Origin of the sequence: uncultured Pseudoteredinibacter sp. (genome assembly GCF_947500695.1) — a bacterium.
GTDB lineage: Bacteria > Pseudomonadota > Gammaproteobacteria > Pseudomonadales > Cellvibrionaceae > Pseudoteredinibacter.
The window spans coordinates 159,405-178,552 of sequence record NZ_CANMSS010000009.1; the positions used below are offsets into that span (position 1 = coordinate 159,405).

The 19,148-nt window shown below is 44.9% G+C and carries 16 protein-coding genes; 7 read left to right on the forward strand and 9 right to left on the reverse strand.

The genetic code is table 11. From position 1 onward, the window contains the following. The first annotated feature begins 36 nt into the window (after positions 1-36). Positions 37-426 carry a thioesterase family protein gene (locus Q1A08_RS16195; protein ID WP_299774796.1) on the forward strand — a complete coding sequence of 130 codons (390 nt, stop codon included), beginning with the start codon at positions 37-39 and terminating at the stop codon, positions 424-426. A gap of 83 nt (positions 427-509) precedes the next feature. Here the strand turns inward: Q1A08_RS16195 and Q1A08_RS16200 are convergent, their stop codons facing one another. Together Q1A08_RS16200 and Q1A08_RS16205 are read right to left on the reverse strand one after the other, a co-directional pair. Continuing rightward, complete coding sequence (locus Q1A08_RS16200; protein ID WP_299774797.1) at positions 510-1,190, reverse strand: sensor histidine kinase; 681 nt, start codon at positions 1,188-1,190, stop codon at positions 510-512. 37 nt (positions 1,191-1,227) lie between these two features. Further along, complete coding sequence (locus tag Q1A08_RS16205) at positions 1,228-2,877, reverse strand: tetratricopeptide repeat-containing response regulator (protein ID WP_299774798.1); 1,650 nt, start codon at positions 2,875-2,877, stop codon at positions 1,228-1,230. Between the two features lie 257 nt (positions 2,878-3,134). Between Q1A08_RS16205 and cmoA the strand changes: the two genes are divergently transcribed. The 3 genes from cmoA (at position 3,135) to Q1A08_RS16220 (ending at position 9,074) form a co-directional block, all read left to right on the forward strand. Next, entirely contained in the window at positions 3,135-3,845 is a 711-nt protein-coding gene (cmoA, locus tag Q1A08_RS16210; RefSeq protein ID WP_299774922.1) for a carboxy-S-adenosyl-L-methionine synthase CmoA, read from the forward strand. Beyond that, positions 3,842-4,813, forward strand: a complete 972-nt coding sequence (gene cmoB / locus Q1A08_RS16215; protein ID WP_299774799.1) for a tRNA 5-methoxyuridine(34)/uridine 5-oxyacetic acid(34) synthase CmoB — start codon at positions 3,842-3,844, stop codon at positions 4,811-4,813. Before cmoA ends, cmoB begins: the two co-directional genes overlap by 4 nt. A 394-nt stretch (positions 4,814-5,207) precedes the next feature. Next, positions 5,208-9,074, forward strand: coding sequence for an Ig-like domain-containing protein (locus Q1A08_RS16220; RefSeq protein WP_299774802.1), 3,867 nt, complete (start codon positions 5,208-5,210; stop codon positions 9,072-9,074). Positions 9,075-9,176: 102 nt separating this feature from the next. Here the strand turns inward: Q1A08_RS16220 and Q1A08_RS16225 are convergent, their stop codons facing one another. Then, a complete protein-coding gene (locus Q1A08_RS16225; protein ID WP_299774804.1) occupies positions 9,177-10,550 on the reverse strand; it encodes a hypothetical protein in 1,374 nt (457 codons plus the stop codon). Positions 10,551-10,883: 333 nt separating this feature from the next. On the opposite strand from Q1A08_RS16225, the gene speB reads away from it, so the two are divergent. Beyond that, positions 10,884-11,810, forward strand: coding sequence for an agmatinase (gene speB / locus Q1A08_RS16230; protein WP_299774806.1), 927 nt, complete (start codon positions 10,884-10,886; stop codon positions 11,808-11,810). Between the two features lie 194 nt (positions 11,811-12,004). Then, entirely contained in the window at positions 12,005-12,886 is an 882-nt protein-coding gene (locus Q1A08_RS16235; RefSeq protein ID WP_299774808.1) for a universal stress protein, read from the forward strand. A 93-nt stretch (positions 12,887-12,979) separates the two neighbouring features. On the opposite strand, the gene paaE is transcribed toward Q1A08_RS16235, so the two are convergent. From paaE to paaA, 5 genes are all read right to left on the reverse strand, one after another. Then, a complete protein-coding gene (gene paaE / locus Q1A08_RS16240; protein WP_299774810.1) occupies positions 12,980-14,059 on the reverse strand; it encodes a 1,2-phenylacetyl-CoA epoxidase subunit PaaE in 1,080 nt (359 codons plus the stop codon). A 93-nt stretch (positions 14,060-14,152) separates the two neighbouring features. After that, on the reverse strand, positions 14,153-14,725 hold the full coding sequence (gene paaD, locus Q1A08_RS16245) for a 1,2-phenylacetyl-CoA epoxidase subunit PaaD (RefSeq protein WP_299774812.1): 573 nt from the start codon (positions 14,723-14,725) through the stop codon (positions 14,153-14,155). A gap of 68 nt (positions 14,726-14,793) precedes the next feature. Next, a complete protein-coding gene (gene paaC / locus Q1A08_RS16250) occupies positions 14,794-15,561 on the reverse strand; it encodes a 1,2-phenylacetyl-CoA epoxidase subunit PaaC (protein WP_299774814.1) in 768 nt (255 codons plus the stop codon). 27 nt (positions 15,562-15,588) lie between these two features. Further along, positions 15,589-15,876 carry a 1,2-phenylacetyl-CoA epoxidase subunit PaaB gene (gene paaB / locus Q1A08_RS16255; protein ID WP_299774817.1) on the reverse strand — a complete coding sequence of 96 codons (288 nt, stop codon included), beginning with the start codon at positions 15,874-15,876 and terminating at the stop codon, positions 15,589-15,591. A gap of 59 nt (positions 15,877-15,935) precedes the next feature. Then, a complete protein-coding gene (gene paaA, locus Q1A08_RS16260; protein ID WP_299774819.1) occupies positions 15,936-16,901 on the reverse strand; it encodes a 1,2-phenylacetyl-CoA epoxidase subunit PaaA in 966 nt (321 codons plus the stop codon). A 364-nt stretch (positions 16,902-17,265) separates the two neighbouring features. On the opposite strand from paaA, the gene Q1A08_RS16265 reads away from it, so the two are divergent. Continuing rightward, a complete protein-coding gene (locus tag Q1A08_RS16265; protein ID WP_299774821.1) occupies positions 17,266-18,405 on the forward strand; it encodes a sterol desaturase family protein in 1,140 nt (379 codons plus the stop codon). A gap of 50 nt (positions 18,406-18,455) precedes the next feature. On the opposite strand, the gene Q1A08_RS16270 is transcribed toward Q1A08_RS16265, so the two are convergent. Beyond that, positions 18,456-19,085, reverse strand: coding sequence for a hypothetical protein (locus tag Q1A08_RS16270; protein ID WP_299774823.1), 630 nt, complete (start codon positions 19,083-19,085; stop codon positions 18,456-18,458). Between the last annotated feature and the right edge of the window lie 63 nt (positions 19,086-19,148).

Here is a 19,148-nt window from a genome sequence, read left to right on the forward strand (position 1 = left end):
GGTGCAAGCTCACCATTAAGCAGTAGGACCCCCTCAATGTTCATTCACCAACTAGAGCCGCGCTTTGCCGAAACGGATGCGCTTGGCCACATAAGCAATACAATATTCCCCATTTGGTTTGAAGATGCACGCACGCCCGTATTTAAAATTTTCAACCCAGAAATGGATGTGCACAACTGGACCTTGATTTTAGCAAGGCAGGAAATTGACCACACAGCCCAGACGTTTATCGGTAAGAGCGTGAGCATTCAAACGGGATTGGGCAAGATTGGAAATTCTTCATTTGAAGTGATTCAAATCGCTGAGCAAGATGGTCAAGTCATCGCAAAGGGTAAAGCTATTTTGGTACATTTTGACTATGAACTTCAAAAAGCCAGCCCTATTCCTGATGACATCAGAGCGCAGCTTGAAGCCCATAAAATCTAATAATGCAAAGCAAGGGCTTAGAGCAACAATAAGAGCAGTAAAATAGCTGCCAATGGCAGCTATTTTACTTGTAAAAAACTTCTTTAAGGCAAGCGCACCTGGAACAAGCCTCCACCGTAGGCGCCACCATTAGCTATACTTAGACTACCACAGTCGTCCTGTTTGGTGTGAAGTTCTGCAATTCTTCGGCTGCAAAAGAAATCGAGCTGGGTACTATTAAACTGCTCGGGTAACTTTTGCAACTGGGCCTGCTCAAGCATAAACTGCGGATAACCATTGCCATCATCTGAAATCGAAATAAGTAGCTGCCCCTCGTCTTCTATTGCCGATAATTTAATGCGGCCTTGACTATACCGCGCGCAATTCACCAGGGTTTTGTAGATCAGTGAAGCAATTAACTCACTGTCGAAATACCAGCTAAAATCTTCATCACATTCCAATTCAACGTCTACGCCACGAATCTGCAAAAGCGAATCGCAATTGGCCAATTGCTCTTGCAAGATATCAATCAGGTAGTGCTCATCAACTTGAGGGACAAGGTCATTCTTAGACAGCTTATGAAACAACTGCAGCTGAAATATCTCTGTATTCAGTCTAGCAGCCTCATAGTGCAAGCTTGCATGAGTTTGTTTTTGGATGTCGTCAAGGTTTTCCTGAAGATCTGTAATCACATCAAGCGAGCTCAGCAACATGCTTAATGAGCTTTTCATGTCCTGCACGCTAGCCGCTAAAACCTGAGGAAAACTAATATTATCATTGCTCATGTGTAGGTCCTGTATCACTGTGGGCCCTTATACTGTTTTATTCAAATGAAACTCGATGGCCACCCTGGCTGATTGAGCGACAAATATCACGCAATTGCCTGAAACGCTCAAATTGAGGGTTATCCATTTCGATTCGTGCTTCTGCCGCTTGTAGCACTTTTTCACAGTGCTGCATTCTCTCTGTACTAAAGCCAAAGGCCTTTATATGCCCAGTGTAGGCCTGCACTAGGTTGAGCATAATGCCCACGTGATTGGGGAATAGCTGCCGAGCTTGCACAAAACAATTGATCGCGTCTTCGTAAAGGTGGTTCTTATAAAAACTGATCCCTTCACGGTTAATATCCTTAACCTTCGCTTGGTTCTCTTCGCTAAGAGGCTCATCCAGAAGTATATCGAGCTTCTCCAACGCCTTTTGATCTTTTTCGTAGAGTCTTACCAACTCACCGAGACATTGCTTTGCACGAGTATTCTCACCCAAATCGAATAAGGCATAAACCCGATCTAACTCAGTCTCAAACTCTTGCCTACGACCGTCAGCGCCCATGTAACCCTCTGTCTGACTAAGTACTTCCTTGGCCTTTTTAGTATTACCTTGAGCTAGGTATATACGAGATTCGATCAAACCCGTTTGTAGCTTCTCATCTTCACTCAGCTCAAAACGTCGATCCAGACTTTCGAGATTGATCAAGGCATCACGTAGGTAATCTCTACCTTCCTCGTGATCCTCATGAGACATTGCAGCGGCAGTTCGACCAAATTGCAAATGATGTTCAATATCATCGTTGCAGGAATTTGTTCCAAGACGAACCGTTTTTCTGAATGCACCAGCAGCGGCAGCCGCATCATTATTTTTTAATGATACGTATGCCAGATCTCTATTGCGCCGCAGTGATAAAGGTGAAACTTTTACAGCCTTTTGTAATAACTGCTGTAAACCTATGCTATCCCCTTTACGTTCGTAGTCAGCAATCAAGGTGTCATAAGCCATCATGCACAAAGGGTTTTCCAAGATAATCTCTCGTAGCATCTTAGTAGAAACATCCCAGAGCCCTTGGCACTGCTTTACTTTTGCCAGTCCTACTACGGCCCAATCAACTCGGCGAGCTTCTAACACACCTTCAAAAAGCAGCTCTGCCAATGTGTAATTTTCTGTATCTATATAAAGTTGGCCAAGCAGTTTTTGGCAGGCTGTGGTATAGCGGCTACTAGAGTCAATTAACTCTTGAAGATGGGCAATGGCCGATTCGTGATTATTTTCATCCAGAGCTTTCAAAGCTGGCATAAGAGCGTCTCGCTGAAGCAGCATGCGCTCTAGTCGTTGCTGTAAAGCCTTGCCATTAATCGGCTTAGTAAAATAGCCATGTGGCTCAAACTCGTTCGCCGCAAGCACAACACTGCGGCTGGATTCCGCCGAAACAAAAGCAAATAAGCTAGTTTTTGGTAACAGCTTTTCCTGCATGAGCTCTTCCAAAACCTGCTGGCCGTTTTTACCTTGACCTAAACTGAAATCGCATAGAATCACGTCATATCGACGTGATTTACAGGCTCTAACAGCCTGAGTGCCATTAACAGCCATATCGACGGCAGCAACCCCGAGGGATTGCATTAATTTGGCTACGGTTACCCTAAAGTTATCGAAATCATCGACAACTAACATCCTTAAGGAACCATAATTGGGGTAGGACATAGATGATTAACTCTAAAATCAGCAAACACTATCCGCGAGAAGCGGCTGTTTTTGTATTTTTCTATCTATTGTTATAGCACTTTTACGGAAATCTGCTTTTACATTTGTCACTTGCTCTAGGCACCGCTAAAATCTCGCCCTCAATATATCGGCCAGTTATGACTAATCTTCAGCTTGGCCCCCCAAAAAAGGTAAATTAGGTGTCAGATCAGCCAAAAAGCCCTAAAGCCAATAAAGAAGGCGGGCTAAGCGATCAAATTTTCGCCGAGCCATTGGCCAATATCGCCGGTTTTAAGTTCGATCAAAAGGTAGTAGATGTCTTTCCCGACATGATCAAGCGGTCTGTTCCGGGCTATGCCACAACCATCAGCATGATTGGTGATCTGGCCCAACGTTACGCCCAGAGCAACAGCTTTTGCTATGACCTAGGCTGCTCATTGGGAGCAGCGACCCTAGCCATGCGTCATCATATTCGTGCCAGCAACTGTGAAATCATCGCGATTGATAACTCAGAAGCTATGATAGATCGCTGTCGACAGGTCATGGCGGCTGATAGCAGCGAGCTAGCTGTGAATCTGCGTTGCCAAGATTTACAAGATTGCCAAATAGAGAAGGCATCTGTAGTCGTGCTTAACTTCACGCTGCAATTTATTCCCAAACAAGAGCGCAGCCAGCTAATTCACAATATTTATCAAGGTTTACTGCCTGGCGGAGTGTTAATTCTTTCAGAGAAAGTCCAGTTCGAAAATCCAGCTCACCAGGAGCTAATGGTTGAACTGCACCATAATTTCAAGCGCGCGAATGGTTACAGCGATCTCGAAATCGCTCAGAAACGCAGTGCCATAGAAAACGTGCTCATCCCCGAAACACTCGATGTGCACAAAGAACGATTAAGCGATGCCGGCTTTAGCAGTGCTGATGTTTGGTTTCAGTGTTTTAATTTTGCCTCTTTAATAGCCATTAAATGATTGAGTATTACCAAGACCTCTTAAACAGTTTAGATTCGGGCCCACTAGAAAAATGGGCCCGAATCATGCCCGTCCAAATTTCTGCCCACCTTAATGAAAAGCGTTATGGAGATTTGCCTAAGTGGCAGGCAGCTATGGCTGCCATGCCTGAAATCGAAGCTGAATACCTGAACTTTAAAGATCAGGTGCATATTGGGCTGCACGATGAGATTGATCAATATACGCAAACTCAATTGGATCAACAGTTACGCGCACTAATCCCTTGGCGCAAAGGGCCCTACCAAGTCTTCGATAGTTTTATTAACACCGAGTGGCGTTCCGACTGGAAGTGGGACCGAGTATTACCGCATTTAGCGCCCCTTAAAAATAAAACTGTATTAGATGTTGGCTGCGGCAACGGCTATCATTGCTGGCGAATGTTTGGGGAGGGTGCAAGCCGTGTCATCGGCATTGATCCGTCACCGCGCTTTGTTGTGCAGTTTTATATGTTAAAACAGCTTATCGGAAAGGCTCCTGTCGATTTGTTGCCTATTGGCATTGAAGAATTGCCTGAAAACCTTCAAGCCTTTGACACGACATTCAGCATGGGGGTTCTCTACCACCGCCGCTCCCCCATGGATCATTTGCGAGAATTAAAAGCCACCCTAAAGCCTGGGGGGCAGCTCGTACTAGAAACACTAGTAATCGAGGGTGAACTTGGGGAATGCTTGGTACCAGAAGGACGTTATGCAATGATGAATAACGTTTGGTTTTTACCAAGCTCAGCAACACTTTTAAGCTGGATGAGGAAGTGTGGTTACAAAAATCCAAGAGTGGTCGATGAAAACACCACCAGCTGTGAAGAACAACGCAGTACCGACTGGATGTTGTTTCATTCTTTAAATGAATTCTTAGATCCCGATGATGAAAGCAAGACCGCAGAGGGGCACCCTGCTCCAAGACGAGCTGTTTTTGTTGCAGAAGTATAGCCCCTGAAGCAAGGTAAATCGCGTACTTACCCATTAGGCAATTTACCTTGCTATCGAAAGTAATGGTTGACTGCTTAAACAATATTGCCTAGGCGCTTTTCATTAGCAATCGAAATCTTACCCGCAATAACTTCTTAGTTCGTCCCGTCACTTTTTAGTGGTTCTTTTTAGGCGTCTTACTCAACTCATTTACTTACTTGCCATAATTATTCTTGGCACACCCACCGAAAGAATTAGAATTTCTTAACGCTCACTGAATTAGCTCATTCAGATTACGTATTTTCCCAAGAAAAGCTAGACCTTTATCACACTTTAAATAATATCTACTTGCTCGAGTCACATTCTTAAAAACAAACAAGTGCGATTAGGCTCTACGCCAAGCAGGGAACTAGACATGGCCAATATTACCAATATCTCTGACGACTACGGTTCAATAAAAGGACAAGTGGGACAAGGAGGAGTGACCGACGATGAGTCTCTTCAACTGCGCGGAACGGCGAAAGCAGGACAAAAGATAAATATCTATAAAGATGGAGAGCTTATCGGCACGACCAAAACCAATAAAGGTGGCATTTGGAAGTTCAATGCCAATGGCCTAGATGAAGGAGAAGCCTCCTTTACTGTCACACAAGTTAATAGTAAAGGTAAAGAATCTAACCATAGCCAATCATTTAACGTGACCGTTGATCACAGCGTCAAGATGACTGAAAACGTATCTTTGAGCAATGATCAGCAGGCCCTAATCAGTGGTCAGTCAACAACTGATGGCGACATTACCATGAAAGGTCGAGCGGAAGCTGGTGCTAACGTAGAAATCATGGATGATAATAAAGTCATCGCCACTGTAGCTGCCAATGACAAAGGCGAATGGACGGTCGATATTAAACTGGACGAAGGCGCACACAATTTAAGTACCAAAGTTACCGACCAAGCAGGTAATACCAGCAGTGTCGAAAAGATAGCGAAATTAGAGATATTAGCCGCTCAAAGTTCCCAGTTAGGGGGTAATACGAATACTAGCAGTTCTGCACCAGCGGTAGTTTTACCACCTGACACAAAGATAGTGGATGATGGCTTTCGTAATGAAAACACACCACTTATTCGAGGTACCGCTACCCCCGGATCTAGCGTAACCATGACAGTGCAAGGGACTACCTATGGCCCAGTCACCACCGATGCTTCAGGGGTTTGGGAAATTCAGGTTACTGTGCCACTACCCGAAGGCGAATCCCTTTTTGCCGCCAAAGCCAGCAATAGTTCTGGGGATGCCTATATCGGTTATCGCATCATCATCGATACAGAAGCTCCAGACAGCCCGGCGATTGTCTACGGTGAAGACAACGTTGGGACACTACAGGACGATCTAGAACATCAAGATCACACGGATGATGACACCCCTGCCCTCAACGGCACTGGTGAGATCGGCAGCACAATCACTATCTATAAAGAGGGCCAATTCTTTGGTTTTACCAAAGTAATCGATGACGGCAATGGCAATGGAGTTTGGTCCTTTACTCCAACTGCAGCCTTGCTCGAAGGCAAACACAGCTTTAGCGCCTACTCCATCGATGCAGCAGGAAACCTGAGTAGTAAGAGTAATGATTTTGAAATTACTGTCGACCGTTCGATAGAAGCACCTGAAATTACTCACCTCGTAGACAATGTCGGAAAAGACAAAGGTAAAGTTAAACATCAAGACATAACCGATGACACTAAACCTGAAATCGTTGGTACCGCTGAAGCCCATGCGACAGTCACCGTATGGGTAAACGGAAAAAATATCGGTGATACCACCGCCGATAAAAACGGAAATTGGTCGATCACCGTCGCTAGCGATCTGAAAGAGGGAATGCACAAAATTAAGGCTTCTCAAACAGATCTGGCGGGCAATAGCAGCGACAAATCTGGGCAGTTTAAATTTGAAGTCGTATTGAATAGCCCACCTGAAGCCAAAGACGATAACTATAAGGTACAGGGCGAAACCACCCTAAACGTTCTTAACAACGATAAAGACCCCGATGGGGATTCACTGACAATTACTAAAATTGTTCAACAGCCTTCCCATGGTACAGTTAGCATTACAAATGATGGCAAGCTGCTATATACCCCAGACAATAGCTTAAGCAGCGTTGTTAACGATGAAATAAAGTACAAAATCAGTGACGGCCGAGGCGGCACATCAACGGCGACAGTTAGCCTTGAAGTTACCCCAGAACTTCCAACACCTACTATCGATCTTAAAAGTTCAAGTGATAGTGGTTGGTACGACTGGGATAATGTGACCAACGATACCACGCCTACCCTGCAGGGTACTGCTCGCGCAAATTCCACAATTTCGCTTTACCAAAACGGCAGTAAAATCGCTGATGTGAATGTCGATAGCAACGGTGAATGGGAATACGATGTGCCCTATATTTATCATGGCAACTATGATTTTCATGTCACCAGCGAAGCATTTGGACTGAGTAGGGATTCGAGTAATCTTTCATTAACAATCGATACCCAAAACACTGCCTACTTGAATCAAGCCGGGGCTGGTATGGAGTGGCAAACCCAAGTTCTCCAATTCAGCCTGTACGCCACCACTAGCGAAGCCGTTAGATATTCCTTAACAGGTTCTGATACTGTTTCTGGCACTTTATATTCCAGTGGCCTAACAAATGGATACGCTTTTTCAGCAAATCATGCCTGGGGGACTTTCGGCTATATTTATGCACGCTTTGAGGATGTAGCAGGCAACATCTCCAATAGCTCTACTGCGGTTAGGTACGGAACCCCACCGCCACCTCCTCCTCCGCGCCACTGGGATCCAATCGCCGCTCTAGAAGACGGCGGCTATGTCGTAAGCTTTGCCCAGCTTTCTGACATCGAAGGCAATGGCTTTGACATCTACGCTCAACGTTATAACGCCGTTGGAGAGAAAGTCGGTGAGGCCTTCTTAGTTAACCAAGAGGAAGTTGGCAATCAAAGCCACTCAGACGCTGTAGGCCTGGATGATGGTGGCTTTGTTTTAACTTGGCAATCTGAAGATCAAGACGGTGACAAGCTAGGTGTTTATGCACGTCGATACGACGCTGATGGACAAGCAATGGGAGACGAGATTCTTATTAATGAATTTACTCAAAGCAATCAGTCCCTAGCAGAGATTACCGCTCTAGAAGGTGCAGGTTTTGCTGTAACCTGGATGAGCGAAGAACAAGATGGTAGCGGGCTAGGCGTATTCTTGCGAATCTATGACAGTAATGGCGAGGCTATTAGTCACGACATTCAAGTTTCCGATAACGCCTTTTCCCACCAAGTTATGTCTTCTATCACGACCCTCAGCAATGGCAATATCGTGGTTAGCTGGCAAGATCATCAATTCGGCGAAGCGGGCATTATTAGGGCTTCAATCTATTCGGCCACCGGCGAGCCCCTACAAAGCAACTTTGATATCAGCTCAAGCGCTGCTGCTCAACAATGGCCATTCATCAGCGCACTTGATGATGGAGGTTTTGCAGTAAGTTGGCATGAAAGTAATGAGCACGGCGAGTCAGCTGTAATGATGCAGAGTTTTGATGAAAACGGTACAGCCTTAAACGATGAAGCCTTCTTTGTTGCTAATGCCTCAGCCGGAGAGCAAGCAGAAATAGCAGGCTTGGATGACGGCAACATTCTTGTCAGCTGGGTTTCGAAAGATGACGATAATACTGGAGTTTATTACAGCATTGTTTCTCCTGAGGGGGAGCTTGTTGTAGAGCAAACGCTTGTCAATCAAAACCAAGCTGGGCAACAAGTTGAATCGCACACTTTAAGCCTAAAAGACGGTGGCTACCTAATTACATGGGTAGAGGTCAATGAGGAAGGCGAGTTACTCGGAGTGCATGGGCAGCAGTTCAACCCAGATGGCAGCTTATCAGGAAATAACTTTGTAGTTACTGGCGCCGACGACAAAGGTGTAACTTCTGAAAGCAACCTTATTGCCGAGCTGAACGACGAAACAATTCCTAGCTTCATTGAAAGCTTCAGTGATACTGACCCAATCGATTTAGATGATTTTGCAGAAGACTTGGCATTAATAGTTCAAGATAGCACCCTTCTATTCAGTGATTTATTGTCGACTGAATTAACAAGTCTTGAGTTAACGTCCGGTTCAAACAGCCTAGATTCGATTTGGAATGACAACTCAATGGGTAGCTATATAGACCTTGGCAATTTACAATTTTCACTCGCTGAGATAAACCTTCTGCAAGAAGGTCATGACGTTAACCACATCATCTAAAGTGCTTGGTGGGCCAAGGATGGCCCACCACACAGGTATTTCAATAGCTATAAAAAGATCAAAGCCAGAATTTTCCGCCTGACGGCTTTTCTAGCCAACATGCTACCACTCTACCCTTTGGATCAAATGTTGATATTGATCATTATCATTGATCGCTGTTTCAATAGAAGCAAGGAAACTCTCAGCATTTAAAGACTTCTCTTGAGATGCTAACTCCTGCATCCATTGAATGACCTTCTCTCGACCAATCAAAGTATCCATTGCATCGATAAACAAAGGCATTACATTGTAACGGAAGCTATTCGATTGAAAAAAATCATCGCCTAAACTTAGCTCACTTAATGGCTTTTGCTTTTTACCTTTAAGCCTCTCCTTTCTCCAATCCACTAAGTACTGCTTAGCCCTTTCCCCATTTAGCTCTGCGACTAAGTTCCACGACAAATATTCAGCCATACCTTCCTCAACGATATTCGAAAGCTCTCCTTGTAAGCCAGGATAACTATTGAAAAGCACATGACCGAGTTCGTGAGCAATAAAGTCATGAGCCTTAAAACGAGCATCTCCCTCTTCGCTAAATAGTCTATCCAAGGCATAGTAATCATGAGAAATGGAAACAATTGTGCCGCCCGACACCCACAGCCAAGAGTTCTTTTCGCTCACCGGTGTAGTTTGAATAAAGGTGATGCCATTGCCTAACGGTTGATCAAACCACTTACTCAACAGTGATTTATACTGCGCAACAACACTTAAACCCTTTTTAATATGATCTTTTTTGACAATCGGATTCAGAACACGATTACCACCAAGTTCAATATAATCAAAATCTCCCAAATACATCATCGGCTCAGCTGGTAGTTTAGAGACAAATCGGTGACTGGAAGCGCGTGCCGGACTGGAGCCATTCACAAAAAGACTTGTACAATCTACGCAGTCTATTTGAAGGTCGTAAGTGACATCCTTATAAAGCCTATCGCTTAGCTTGTCGTAGTAGATGGGTAATAAAGCCGTCTGCATACCATCAATTCTAAGGCTTTTGCCATTAAAAGCGATGTTACCTTTCCAATCGCTACGAGCCTTAAAAGCTTCGCCATAGACCGGGTATTTACCGCTGTAGCGAAAGTTCAATACTTCAGGCTGATACAGTTCATTGGGAACATCACTGGGTATCGTATAAGCAAAGCTCTCATAGAACTGCTCTAAAGACTTTCTGCGATAAGCGAAGTTTTCCGAACCGTCCTCGTTGGTAATGCCCTTTATATTCAAGCCCGTATTAAGCTGAAAGCTATGATCCTTTGAGCGAGGAATATTGCTGATGGTAATATTTGCATCAACGGTTCCTTGCTTAATGGACACTTTCAATTGACCACTTAGGTGGGGAATACCGCTCTCTTCTGCATTCGCGAAGCTAGTACTTAAAAAACTACTACTTAAAAATGCCGTTGCGAAGAGCAAGCGGGCGAAGGGCTTGTGAAACATAAAAACATCCTATTTATTGATTTTCTGCACTGCCGTCCATTACGACAATATACTACCTTAGGGGTAATCCCTCTCGGAAGTATAAAAACATACAAATCTAAGCCAACATCAGCCGCTTTTCCAATCGATATTTTAGATTACTAACAGGCCCATATTTAATTAACTTTAAGCACCTAGAATTCTATAGCTACCCCTCAAGTGGTATTTCCCCCTTGAAAAACCGACCTTAAGCTCGAATAATTCGTAAACTGTCAACAACTGAGTAATGAAAACTATTACTGCAGTCGTTCCAGCTAAATACATAATAATGAAGTCAAAGAGACCCGATAGCCTATGTTTTATGTCAGAGATTTAGATAACGAACCCAATACCTATGCCAATGTATTTAGCTTTATGGGGCTGCCACTTAGTCGAGAACTAAACGAGGACGTTGACGCTGTGATCATGGGTATCCCTTATGACTTGGCCACATCAGGACGCTCAGGGGCACGTATGGGCCCCACAGGTATTCGTCAAGCTTCCGCCCAACTACGCTGGGAAGAAAAGCGCTGGCCCTGGACATTCCACTTGGCCGACAAATTACGCTGTGTGGATTATGGCGATATTTGCTTTACCGATGGCGACAGCGACGAAATGCTAGAAGTCTTAAAAGCCGAGGCAAGCAAGATTTTTGCCGCCGATAAAACCTTGCTTAGTTTTGGTGGGGATCATTTTCTTACCCTACCCCTGCTCCGTGCCGCTGCAGAAAAGCACGGTCAAATGGCACTTATACACTTTGATGCTCATACCGATACCGAAGCCAGTGAGGCCAAATACAACCATGGCTCGATGTTCTACCATGCACCTAAAGAAGGCTTAATAAAGCCTGAGAACAGCATTCAAGTAGGTATCCGTACAGAGTACGATTATGACAATCATCCGTTTCAAGTACTGGACGCTGCCTGGGCAAATGAACACTCACTGGAAGAGGTGCTTAGCAATATTAAGCAACGTGTAGCGGATATGCCCGTCTACTTAAGCTTTGATATCGACTGCCTTGACCCTGCTTATGCACCTGGTACTGGCACGCCCGTGAGTGGCGGCCTAAGCTCGGACAGAGCCCTACAAATTGTAAGGGGTCTACAGGATCTAAATATAGTGGCGGCCGATGTCATGGAAGTCGCTCCGGCCTACGACCATGCCGAGGTTACATCCTTGGCGGCTGCTACATTAGCTCTTGAGCTGTTACATGTCATCGCCGCAAAACGTAGCGCTATATAGCAGCTTGCTTAGCTCCCATATTAATAACTGTGCTCAGAACATGTGATTTCTGAGCACTCAACCAGTTCCGTCGTATTTTAACGACGTCTAATTTATGATCTAAGACAAACTTCAAATCGATTGTTGCGCAAATTGATTGAAAAACAATCACCCCCTTAATATATTGGGTATACACTAGCCAAACGGGGATATCCATGAAGCACATACTGGTTGTTTGTGATCGCAGCGGAGGCAAAAATTCCGCACTCAAAAGAGCCTTAAGCCTACAGGAAAAGACTAAGGCCCATATCACCTTGTTAGGGTTTTGCTACGCCGACATCAAGAACCCAGAAGATCTGGAAGCGGCCAAACTCAGTCGCAAAGATCTTGAGAATTTTGTCTTAAAACAACGGAATACCGAACTTAAAACTCTACTCAAGAAAGAAAAGCTAAGCGCCAAACAGGTGACCGCCAAAGCCGTTTGGAGCAAAGACATCAGCAAGGCAATCTGTAAGTTCTGTGAAAGTCATGACGTAGACTTAGTGATAAAGTCAGGGCATCGCAGTGAAACTTGGATGTATACCTCTACCGACTGGCAACTATTCCGCTATTGTAAATCACCCGTAATGATCACCGCCGGCAAAGGCTGGAAGAAAAAACCACGGATTTTGGCAGCCGTCGATCTGGGCAGCCGCAATAAAGCCAAGATAAAACTCAATCACTCAGTGATCGAGCAAGCTAAAGCCCTCGCCCATGATCTCAACGATGAGGTTCATTTAGTCTACGCATTAAAAGTGCCAGAGGTATTGGCAGATATGGACTTGATCGATCCAAGAAAGTACGTCGCGGAGAAACGCAAGAAACTAGCCCCTTTAATTGAAAAGCTCTGTGAAGAATATCAACTTAAAAAAGAAAACGTGCATATCAAACAAGGCGATGCCAGCAAGGTGGTGCCCAGTATTGCCAACAAGGTAAAGGCAGACGCTTTAGTTTGTGGCTCTATGGCAAGAAAAGGTGTCAAAGCAAAACTGATGGGCAATTCCGCTGAGGCGATTGTTCAAAAGCTCTATACCGATATCTTGGTGGTAAAACCATAGTCCGTAAAACCATAGTCTGTAAAAACAAAGATCTTTAAGCAAGCAATAAAAAAGGGGCCTTAGCCCCTTTTTTATTGCTTGCAGCGTTTCCCTTTACTTCTCGTCGAAGTCGATAACCACTTTATCGGTAGTTGGGTGACACTGACAGGTCAGAACAAAGCCCTCTTCTACTTCCCAGTCTTCCAAGGCATAGTTAACATCCATCTTAACTTCACCTTCGACAACCTTAGCTCGGCAGGTACAACACACACCGCCCTTACAAGCGAAAGGTAGATCGGCTCCAGCCTCTAAAGCGGCGTCCAGAATATTCACACCACCTTCAGCGACTTCTAGGTTGGTTTGCATACCATCAACAATGACCGCAACCTGGCGAACTGGGCCAGCATCTTCTGGGTTTACAGCTTGCTTTTTAGCCGCTGTTGGCGCGACACCGAACAATTCAAAATGGATATTCTTTTTATCCATTCCACGCTCTTGTAGCGTATCGCGAATCGCCTCGGTCATATCTTGTGGGCCACAGATATAAACCTCGTTAACACTGGCCACATCCAAGACCTTATCGGCCAGCATATTCACCTTCTCGGCGTTAATACGGCCGTTAAGGATTTCAGATTCCTGTTCCTCGCGACTGAGCACATTCAATAGCTGAAAACGCTCAGGGTAGCGATTCTTCAAGCCAAGAATGGTTTCGCGGAACATCATATTGGACACACTCTTATTGCCGTATACCAGCGTAAAAACACTGTTTGGCTCAGATTCTAGAGTGGTTTTTAGAATAGATAAAATGGGTGTAATTCCAGAGCCAGCGGCAAAGCCTAAATAGTGCTTACGAGCAGCGGGGTCTAATGGCGTGTTAAAACTACCTTCAGGTGGCATTACCGCTAAGGTATCACCTTCTTTAAGCTCATCATTGGCGAAACTTGAAAATAAGCCGCCCTCAATTTTTTTGATACCAACACGTAATTCGTCATCGTGTACACCACTACAAATTGAGTAGTTACGGCGAATTTCTTGACCTTGAATATCAGCCTTCATTACCAAGTGCTGACCTTGAGTAAAGCCAAGGTAGAGATCTTGAAGCTCACTAGGTACATTAAATACGATGGATACCGCATCATTGGTTTCTTGCTGAATCTTAGCAACCGTTAAATCGTGAAAATGATGATCGGTCATGGTTAATCACTCGTCTTTTTATTGACGACACTTTTTACAGGTGCCGCTATGGCCATATGGCCGCTTATTGTTTAATTAAAAACCGCTGACTTGCTAAATGCACTTAAAATAGTCAAAAGGTTCTTGGCAACTATTGCATTGATATAGTGCTTTACAAGCCGTTGAACCGTGCCTTGAAATTTCTTTCACCTCATGAGAGTGGCACTTTGGGCAACTGACTTCAGGCGCATGTCCTAACATAACTTTTAAACTATTGGTCGACTCCACTGGAGGCGCGATGCCATAGTCACGCAGTTTTTCTTTTGCCGCATCACTCAGCCAATCGCTGGTCCAAGCCGGGGACAAACGGGTCTCTACCTTAATATTCGGTATGCCCAGCTTTTCAAGGCATACTCGAATGTCATCCTCAAAGTGCCCCATCGCTGGGCAACCAGAGTAAGTCGGCGTGATAGTGGCAACAAGGGTATCTTCTTGCCATTGAACATCACGCAGAACACCCAATTCCCTTGCCGATAAAACAGGAATCTCAGGGTCGACCACTGAGCTTAAGGCTTCCTCAATTTCAGTCATGGGAATAGCCTGTGCCTCAGCAACGCTCAAGGCCATAGGCTTATCGCTGCTGATTAAGTTACTACCAATAAAACTGCCAACTGGGTTGTAATCCACCTTAAGCTCCTAGGCTAAACGCCGTTTGCTTTTTACGCTTTAGAGTTCAACAGTCACTAGCTAAATGCTTACCACTGCAAGCCTGGGTGACAACGTTGAACATACTGCATTTCAGCCAACAAAAAGCCCAATTGTTCAGTATGCAAACCTAGTCGGCCACCACTGCGATCATACTCAGGCTCTGGACGTTGCAATGTCGCTTCGGCAAACACCTCATCGACACTAGCGATCCACTTGGCTTTCACTTCGTTCAGGTCAACACCGATACCAGCATCTACCATCATCTGGTCAACGTTATCCATCTCGAACATTTCATTAACGAAGCGAGAAGCTTCAGCGATGGCTTCATTCATGCGCTGGATACTTTCTTCTGTACCGTCACCTAAGCGCTTAACCCATTCAGCGTTATGGCGGAAGTGGTAGCGGCACTCTTTAACTACCTTCTTCGCAATAGCGGCAAGGGTCTCGTCCTTGGAGTTGCACAGCTCAGTATAAAAGTGCAGATTCCAAACATCCGCATAAAACTGGCGAATCGTGGTGTAGGCGAAATCACCTTTTGGCTGCTCCATTAACAGGTAGTTGGTAAATTCACGCTCATCACGATGATAAGCCAAATCGTCTTCGTCACGACCTTTACCTTCTACTTCACCAGCATAGCTATATAGCATGCGGCAACGCCCTAAGAGATCCAAAGCGGTGTTAATTACACCGATATCTTCTTCCAAAAAAGGACCGTGACCACACCACTCTGATAAGCGATGCCCTAAAATCAATGCATTGTCCGCCAACCTTAAGGTATAGGTGAACAAAGCATCTTGCTGTGTTAATTCACTCATTGATTTTACCTAATGTTATGGGTTGGCTTACATGTGTTTTACGTCAGCGGGCACATCATAAAATGTGGCGTGGCGATATACTTTATCGTCCGCTGGCTCGAAAAATGCTTCTTGATCATCAGGCTGGCTCGCCACAATGTGCTTGGCTTCTACAACCCAAATGCTATTGCCTTCGCTACGGCGAGTATAAACATCACGAGCATATTGCAATGCTTGCTCTGCATCGGCAGCGTGAACACTGCCGCAATGTTTGTGGTCCATACCACGCTTACTGCGTACAAAAACTTCCCATAGAGGTAAATATTGATCAACCATTATTCTTCTCCTTCAGTCGCCAGTGATGGCGTAAACTGTGATTATCTAATCGCGCCGCCTTAAGCGACGGATTGTTTTTTATCGGCCTGTTTCTTTTGATAAGCAAGGGCAGCTTCACGCACCCAGTTGCCTTCGTCATGAGCCTTTTGGCGAGCCTGCAAACGTTCATGATTGCAAGGACCATGGCCTTTAATGACAGCAAAGAACTCTTCCCAAGGCATTTCACCAATATCATAGTGGCCACGTTCTTCGTTCCACTTACAGTCGGCATCAGGCACTTCCATACCCAAGTACTCGATTTGAGGAACAGTCTGATCAACAAACTTCTGACGAAGCTCATCGTTAGAGAAACGTTTGATTTTCCACTTCATGGACTGTGCAGAATTTGGTGAGTCGGCATCACTTGGGCCAAACATCATCAAGGCAGGCCACCAGTAGCGATTGATCGCATCCTGACACATTTTCTTTTGGGCTTCGTTACCGCGAGCTAGCGCCAACATGCCTTCAAAACCTTGACGAGCGTGGAAGCTCTCTTCCTTACAAACACGAATCATGGCGCGTGAATAAGGACCGTAAGAAGTACGGCATAAGGCAACTTGGTTTACGATAGCCGCACCATCAACCAACCAACCAATTGCGGGAACATCGGCCCAGCTTAGGGTTGGATAGTTAAAGATACTGGAATATTTCGCCTTACCTGCATGCAGGTCATCTACCATTTGCTCACGAGAAGACCCAAGGGTTTCTGCGGCGCTGTAGAGATACAAGCCATGGCCCGCTTCGTCTTGCACTTTGGCCAATAATATGGCTTTACGGCGTAGCGAAGGCGCACGAGTAATCCAATTACCTTCTGGCAGCTGACCAACTACCTCGGAGTGGGCATGCTGGGAGATTTGGCGAATGAGCGTACGGCGGTAAGCCTCAGGCATCCAATCTTTAGGCTCGATCTTCTTTTCAGCGTCGATGCGCTCCTGAAACTCTGTTTCTAATGCGTCGATGTCGACGACTTGATCTTGCGGAGTCATTATTGTCGTTCCTCCTGGGGCTTATCACTGCGTTAGCTCTGGCTAATTATTGTTCTACTTCTAAAGCAAACACTTTAGAGAGCAGGCCATTAATTAGACCAGTCGAATTTACTTTATATGTTTATGATACGTTTTTAGCAGAAACAGTCAATATTTTTGTATCATTTCAAGGTAAAAGTAGATATATCTATATAAAACAGATAGTTACACGCAAGGGGATTAGCATGAAGTACGTGATTCTAACTCTAGCCAGCAAACTTTTAGGCTGAAAAGGGTCTTTAGTGCACAAAAGCTATCGCTTTTAACTGCCGCTAAGTCAGCAGATCTCTATTACACTTAGCCCAAAACAAAGATAATAAGACTTATGGATCAAGCACCTGACCTATTCGCCATGGGTATCCCCATATTCATGCTGCTGTTTTTGATAGAAATTATCGCTACCCTACTTCGCAAAAAAGACTGGTATCGCATAACAGACACCATCAACACCCTTTCTACCGGCGTATTAAACATTAGCAGTAACACGGTAAGTAAATTTGCCACCATTGCCATTTACAGCTTCTTCTTGCAGTTCGCCCCTACGGAGCTACCTAGCGAGTCCATCTGGACATGGGTATTAGGCTTTATCGCCTACGACTTTTGCTATTACTGGAACCATCGCCTTGGGCACGAACGAAATATCCTCTGGGCTGCGCATTCTGTTCACCACCAAAGCGAAGACTACAATTTAGCCACATCATTTCGACAAACCAGTTTTAGCTGGGTTTTTAGCTGGATGTTTTATGTGCCTATGGCGTTGGCCGGCATTCCCCTATATGTTTTTATTTTTGCGGGCACACTCGACCTGCTCTATCAATTCTGGATTCACACTCGACATATCCCCAAGCTCGGCTGGCTAGAAAAATTGCTAGTAACCCCATCTTCACATCGAGTGCATCATGGCTGCAATGCCTGCTATATGGATAGAAACTATGGTGGTGTATTTATTATCTGGGATCGTCTATTTGGCACTTACCAAGAAGAGCTCGACAAAGAGCCCGTCGAATACGGAATTTCCACCCCCATCCGCAGCTGGAACCCTCTGTGGGCTAACGTGGTTTTTTACCAGCAACTTGCCATGGATGCTTGGCGCTGCAATTCTTGGAAAGACAAGCTACTAATCTGGATTAAGCCCACAGGATGGCGTCCCAGTGATGTAGTTGACCGCTATCCGCTGAACAAACGTGGCGATAATTATCAGAAGTTTGATGTTAAGCCTAGCTCGCGAATGCAGTGGTATTTCACAGCCCAGTTTTTTGCTCTCATCCTAGTGCTAATGCTTTTTCTATCTGTGGCAGATCAACAGAGTATTTTATTCAATACTCTGGCTACCTCGATTTTCGCTTTGAACGTCTACTGGATAGGTGTTTCACTGGAAAATAAACCCGGCTTGTTCCGACGTGAAACCTTGCGGATGAGCAGTTTGTTTGGACTGACCTTTTCTATACTAGCGCCATTTAACTAAGCTAATAAAAAGGGGCTGACGCCCCTTGATTAAATTAGTAATTACCTTTTTTAGCTATCGTACTTCTCCGCTTCAGCATAACTCATACGTTTAATCAGCTCACGACGGCCGGTGTAGATATTTAACGTACTCAAACTCACGCTGCGCATTTTGCTGGGGATATAGTTATACAACCCTTTGCGCTCTAATGGGTATTCTAACACTAAGATTTTACGTTGATCCTGGGGCAGGCGATCTACGATTTTGATTGCCGCTTTCTTTTCCTCTAACCAGCGCGCATTGGCGAAGCGTTTTCCTGGAGCGGAAGAAATGTAGTTTCGATTGCCAAAAATAACCCTTTCCTTTTGATCATTTACATCGTAAACATGGAGACTGGTAAGGCCTTGCAAAACACCTACGTGGTGAGAGTTCGAGCGAAACTGGCAGGCAAACTGGGTTTTACTGATCCATTCACACCAATCAATGGCCTGCCTACGGGTTTCTGGGACTTCCGCTAGAACCTTCTTGGACGCGCGCTCAACAACAACAAATCTATCCTTTTGTCCTTCCAGGTTCATTCTGGCCAATAAGCGCGATTCATCTACAGAAAGTTTTAAATCCGAATATTCATTGGCGGAACTCGCCGAGGTGAAGACTGATGCACAAAGCGCAGCCGCGCAGATTAGTTTTTTGTTAATCATAGTTGCCTCTTCCCTGTATTGTTAACCTAGAACAATATTAGGATTAACAAGCTTCCCTGTCTA

Excerpts from the sequence above, each read along its gene's own strand:
- Q1A08_RS16195 (WP_299774796.1), top strand. The coding sequence starts at position 37 with ATGTTCATTCACCAACTAGAGCCGCGCTTTGCCGAAACGGATGCGCTT.
- Q1A08_RS16200 (WP_299774797.1), bottom strand. The coding sequence starts at position 1,190 with ATGAGCAATGATAATATTAGTTTTCCTCAGGTTTTAGCGGCTAGCGTG.
- Q1A08_RS16205 (WP_299774798.1), bottom strand. The coding sequence starts at position 2,877 with ATGTCCTACCCCAATTATGGTTCCTTAAGGATGTTAGTTGTCGATGAT.
- cmoB (WP_299774799.1), top strand. The coding sequence starts at position 3,842 with ATGATTGAGTATTACCAAGACCTCTTAAACAGTTTAGATTCGGGCCCA.
- Q1A08_RS16220 (WP_299774802.1), top strand. The coding sequence starts at position 5,208 with ATGGCCAATATTACCAATATCTCTGACGACTACGGTTCAATAAAAGGA.
- Q1A08_RS16225 (WP_299774804.1), bottom strand. The coding sequence starts at position 10,550 with ATGTTTCACAAGCCCTTCGCCCGCTTGCTCTTCGCAACGGCATTTTTA.
- speB (WP_299774806.1), top strand. The coding sequence starts at position 10,884 with ATGTTTTATGTCAGAGATTTAGATAACGAACCCAATACCTATGCCAAT.
- Q1A08_RS16235 (WP_299774808.1), top strand. The coding sequence starts at position 12,005 with ATGAAGCACATACTGGTTGTTTGTGATCGCAGCGGAGGCAAAAATTCC.
- paaE (WP_299774810.1), bottom strand. The coding sequence starts at position 14,059 with ATGACCGATCATCATTTTCACGATTTAACGGTTGCTAAGATTCAGCAA.
- paaC (WP_299774814.1), bottom strand. The coding sequence starts at position 15,561 with ATGAGTGAATTAACACAGCAAGATGCTTTGTTCACCTATACCTTAAGG.
- paaB (WP_299774817.1), bottom strand. The coding sequence starts at position 15,876 with ATGGTTGATCAATATTTACCTCTATGGGAAGTTTTTGTACGCAGTAAG.
- paaA (WP_299774819.1), bottom strand. The coding sequence starts at position 16,901 with ATGACTCCGCAAGATCAAGTCGTCGACATCGACGCATTAGAAACAGAG.
- Q1A08_RS16265 (WP_299774821.1), top strand. The coding sequence starts at position 17,266 with ATGGATCAAGCACCTGACCTATTCGCCATGGGTATCCCCATATTCATG.
- Q1A08_RS16270 (WP_299774823.1), bottom strand. The coding sequence starts at position 19,085 with ATGATTAACAAAAAACTAATCTGCGCGGCTGCGCTTTGTGCATCAGTC.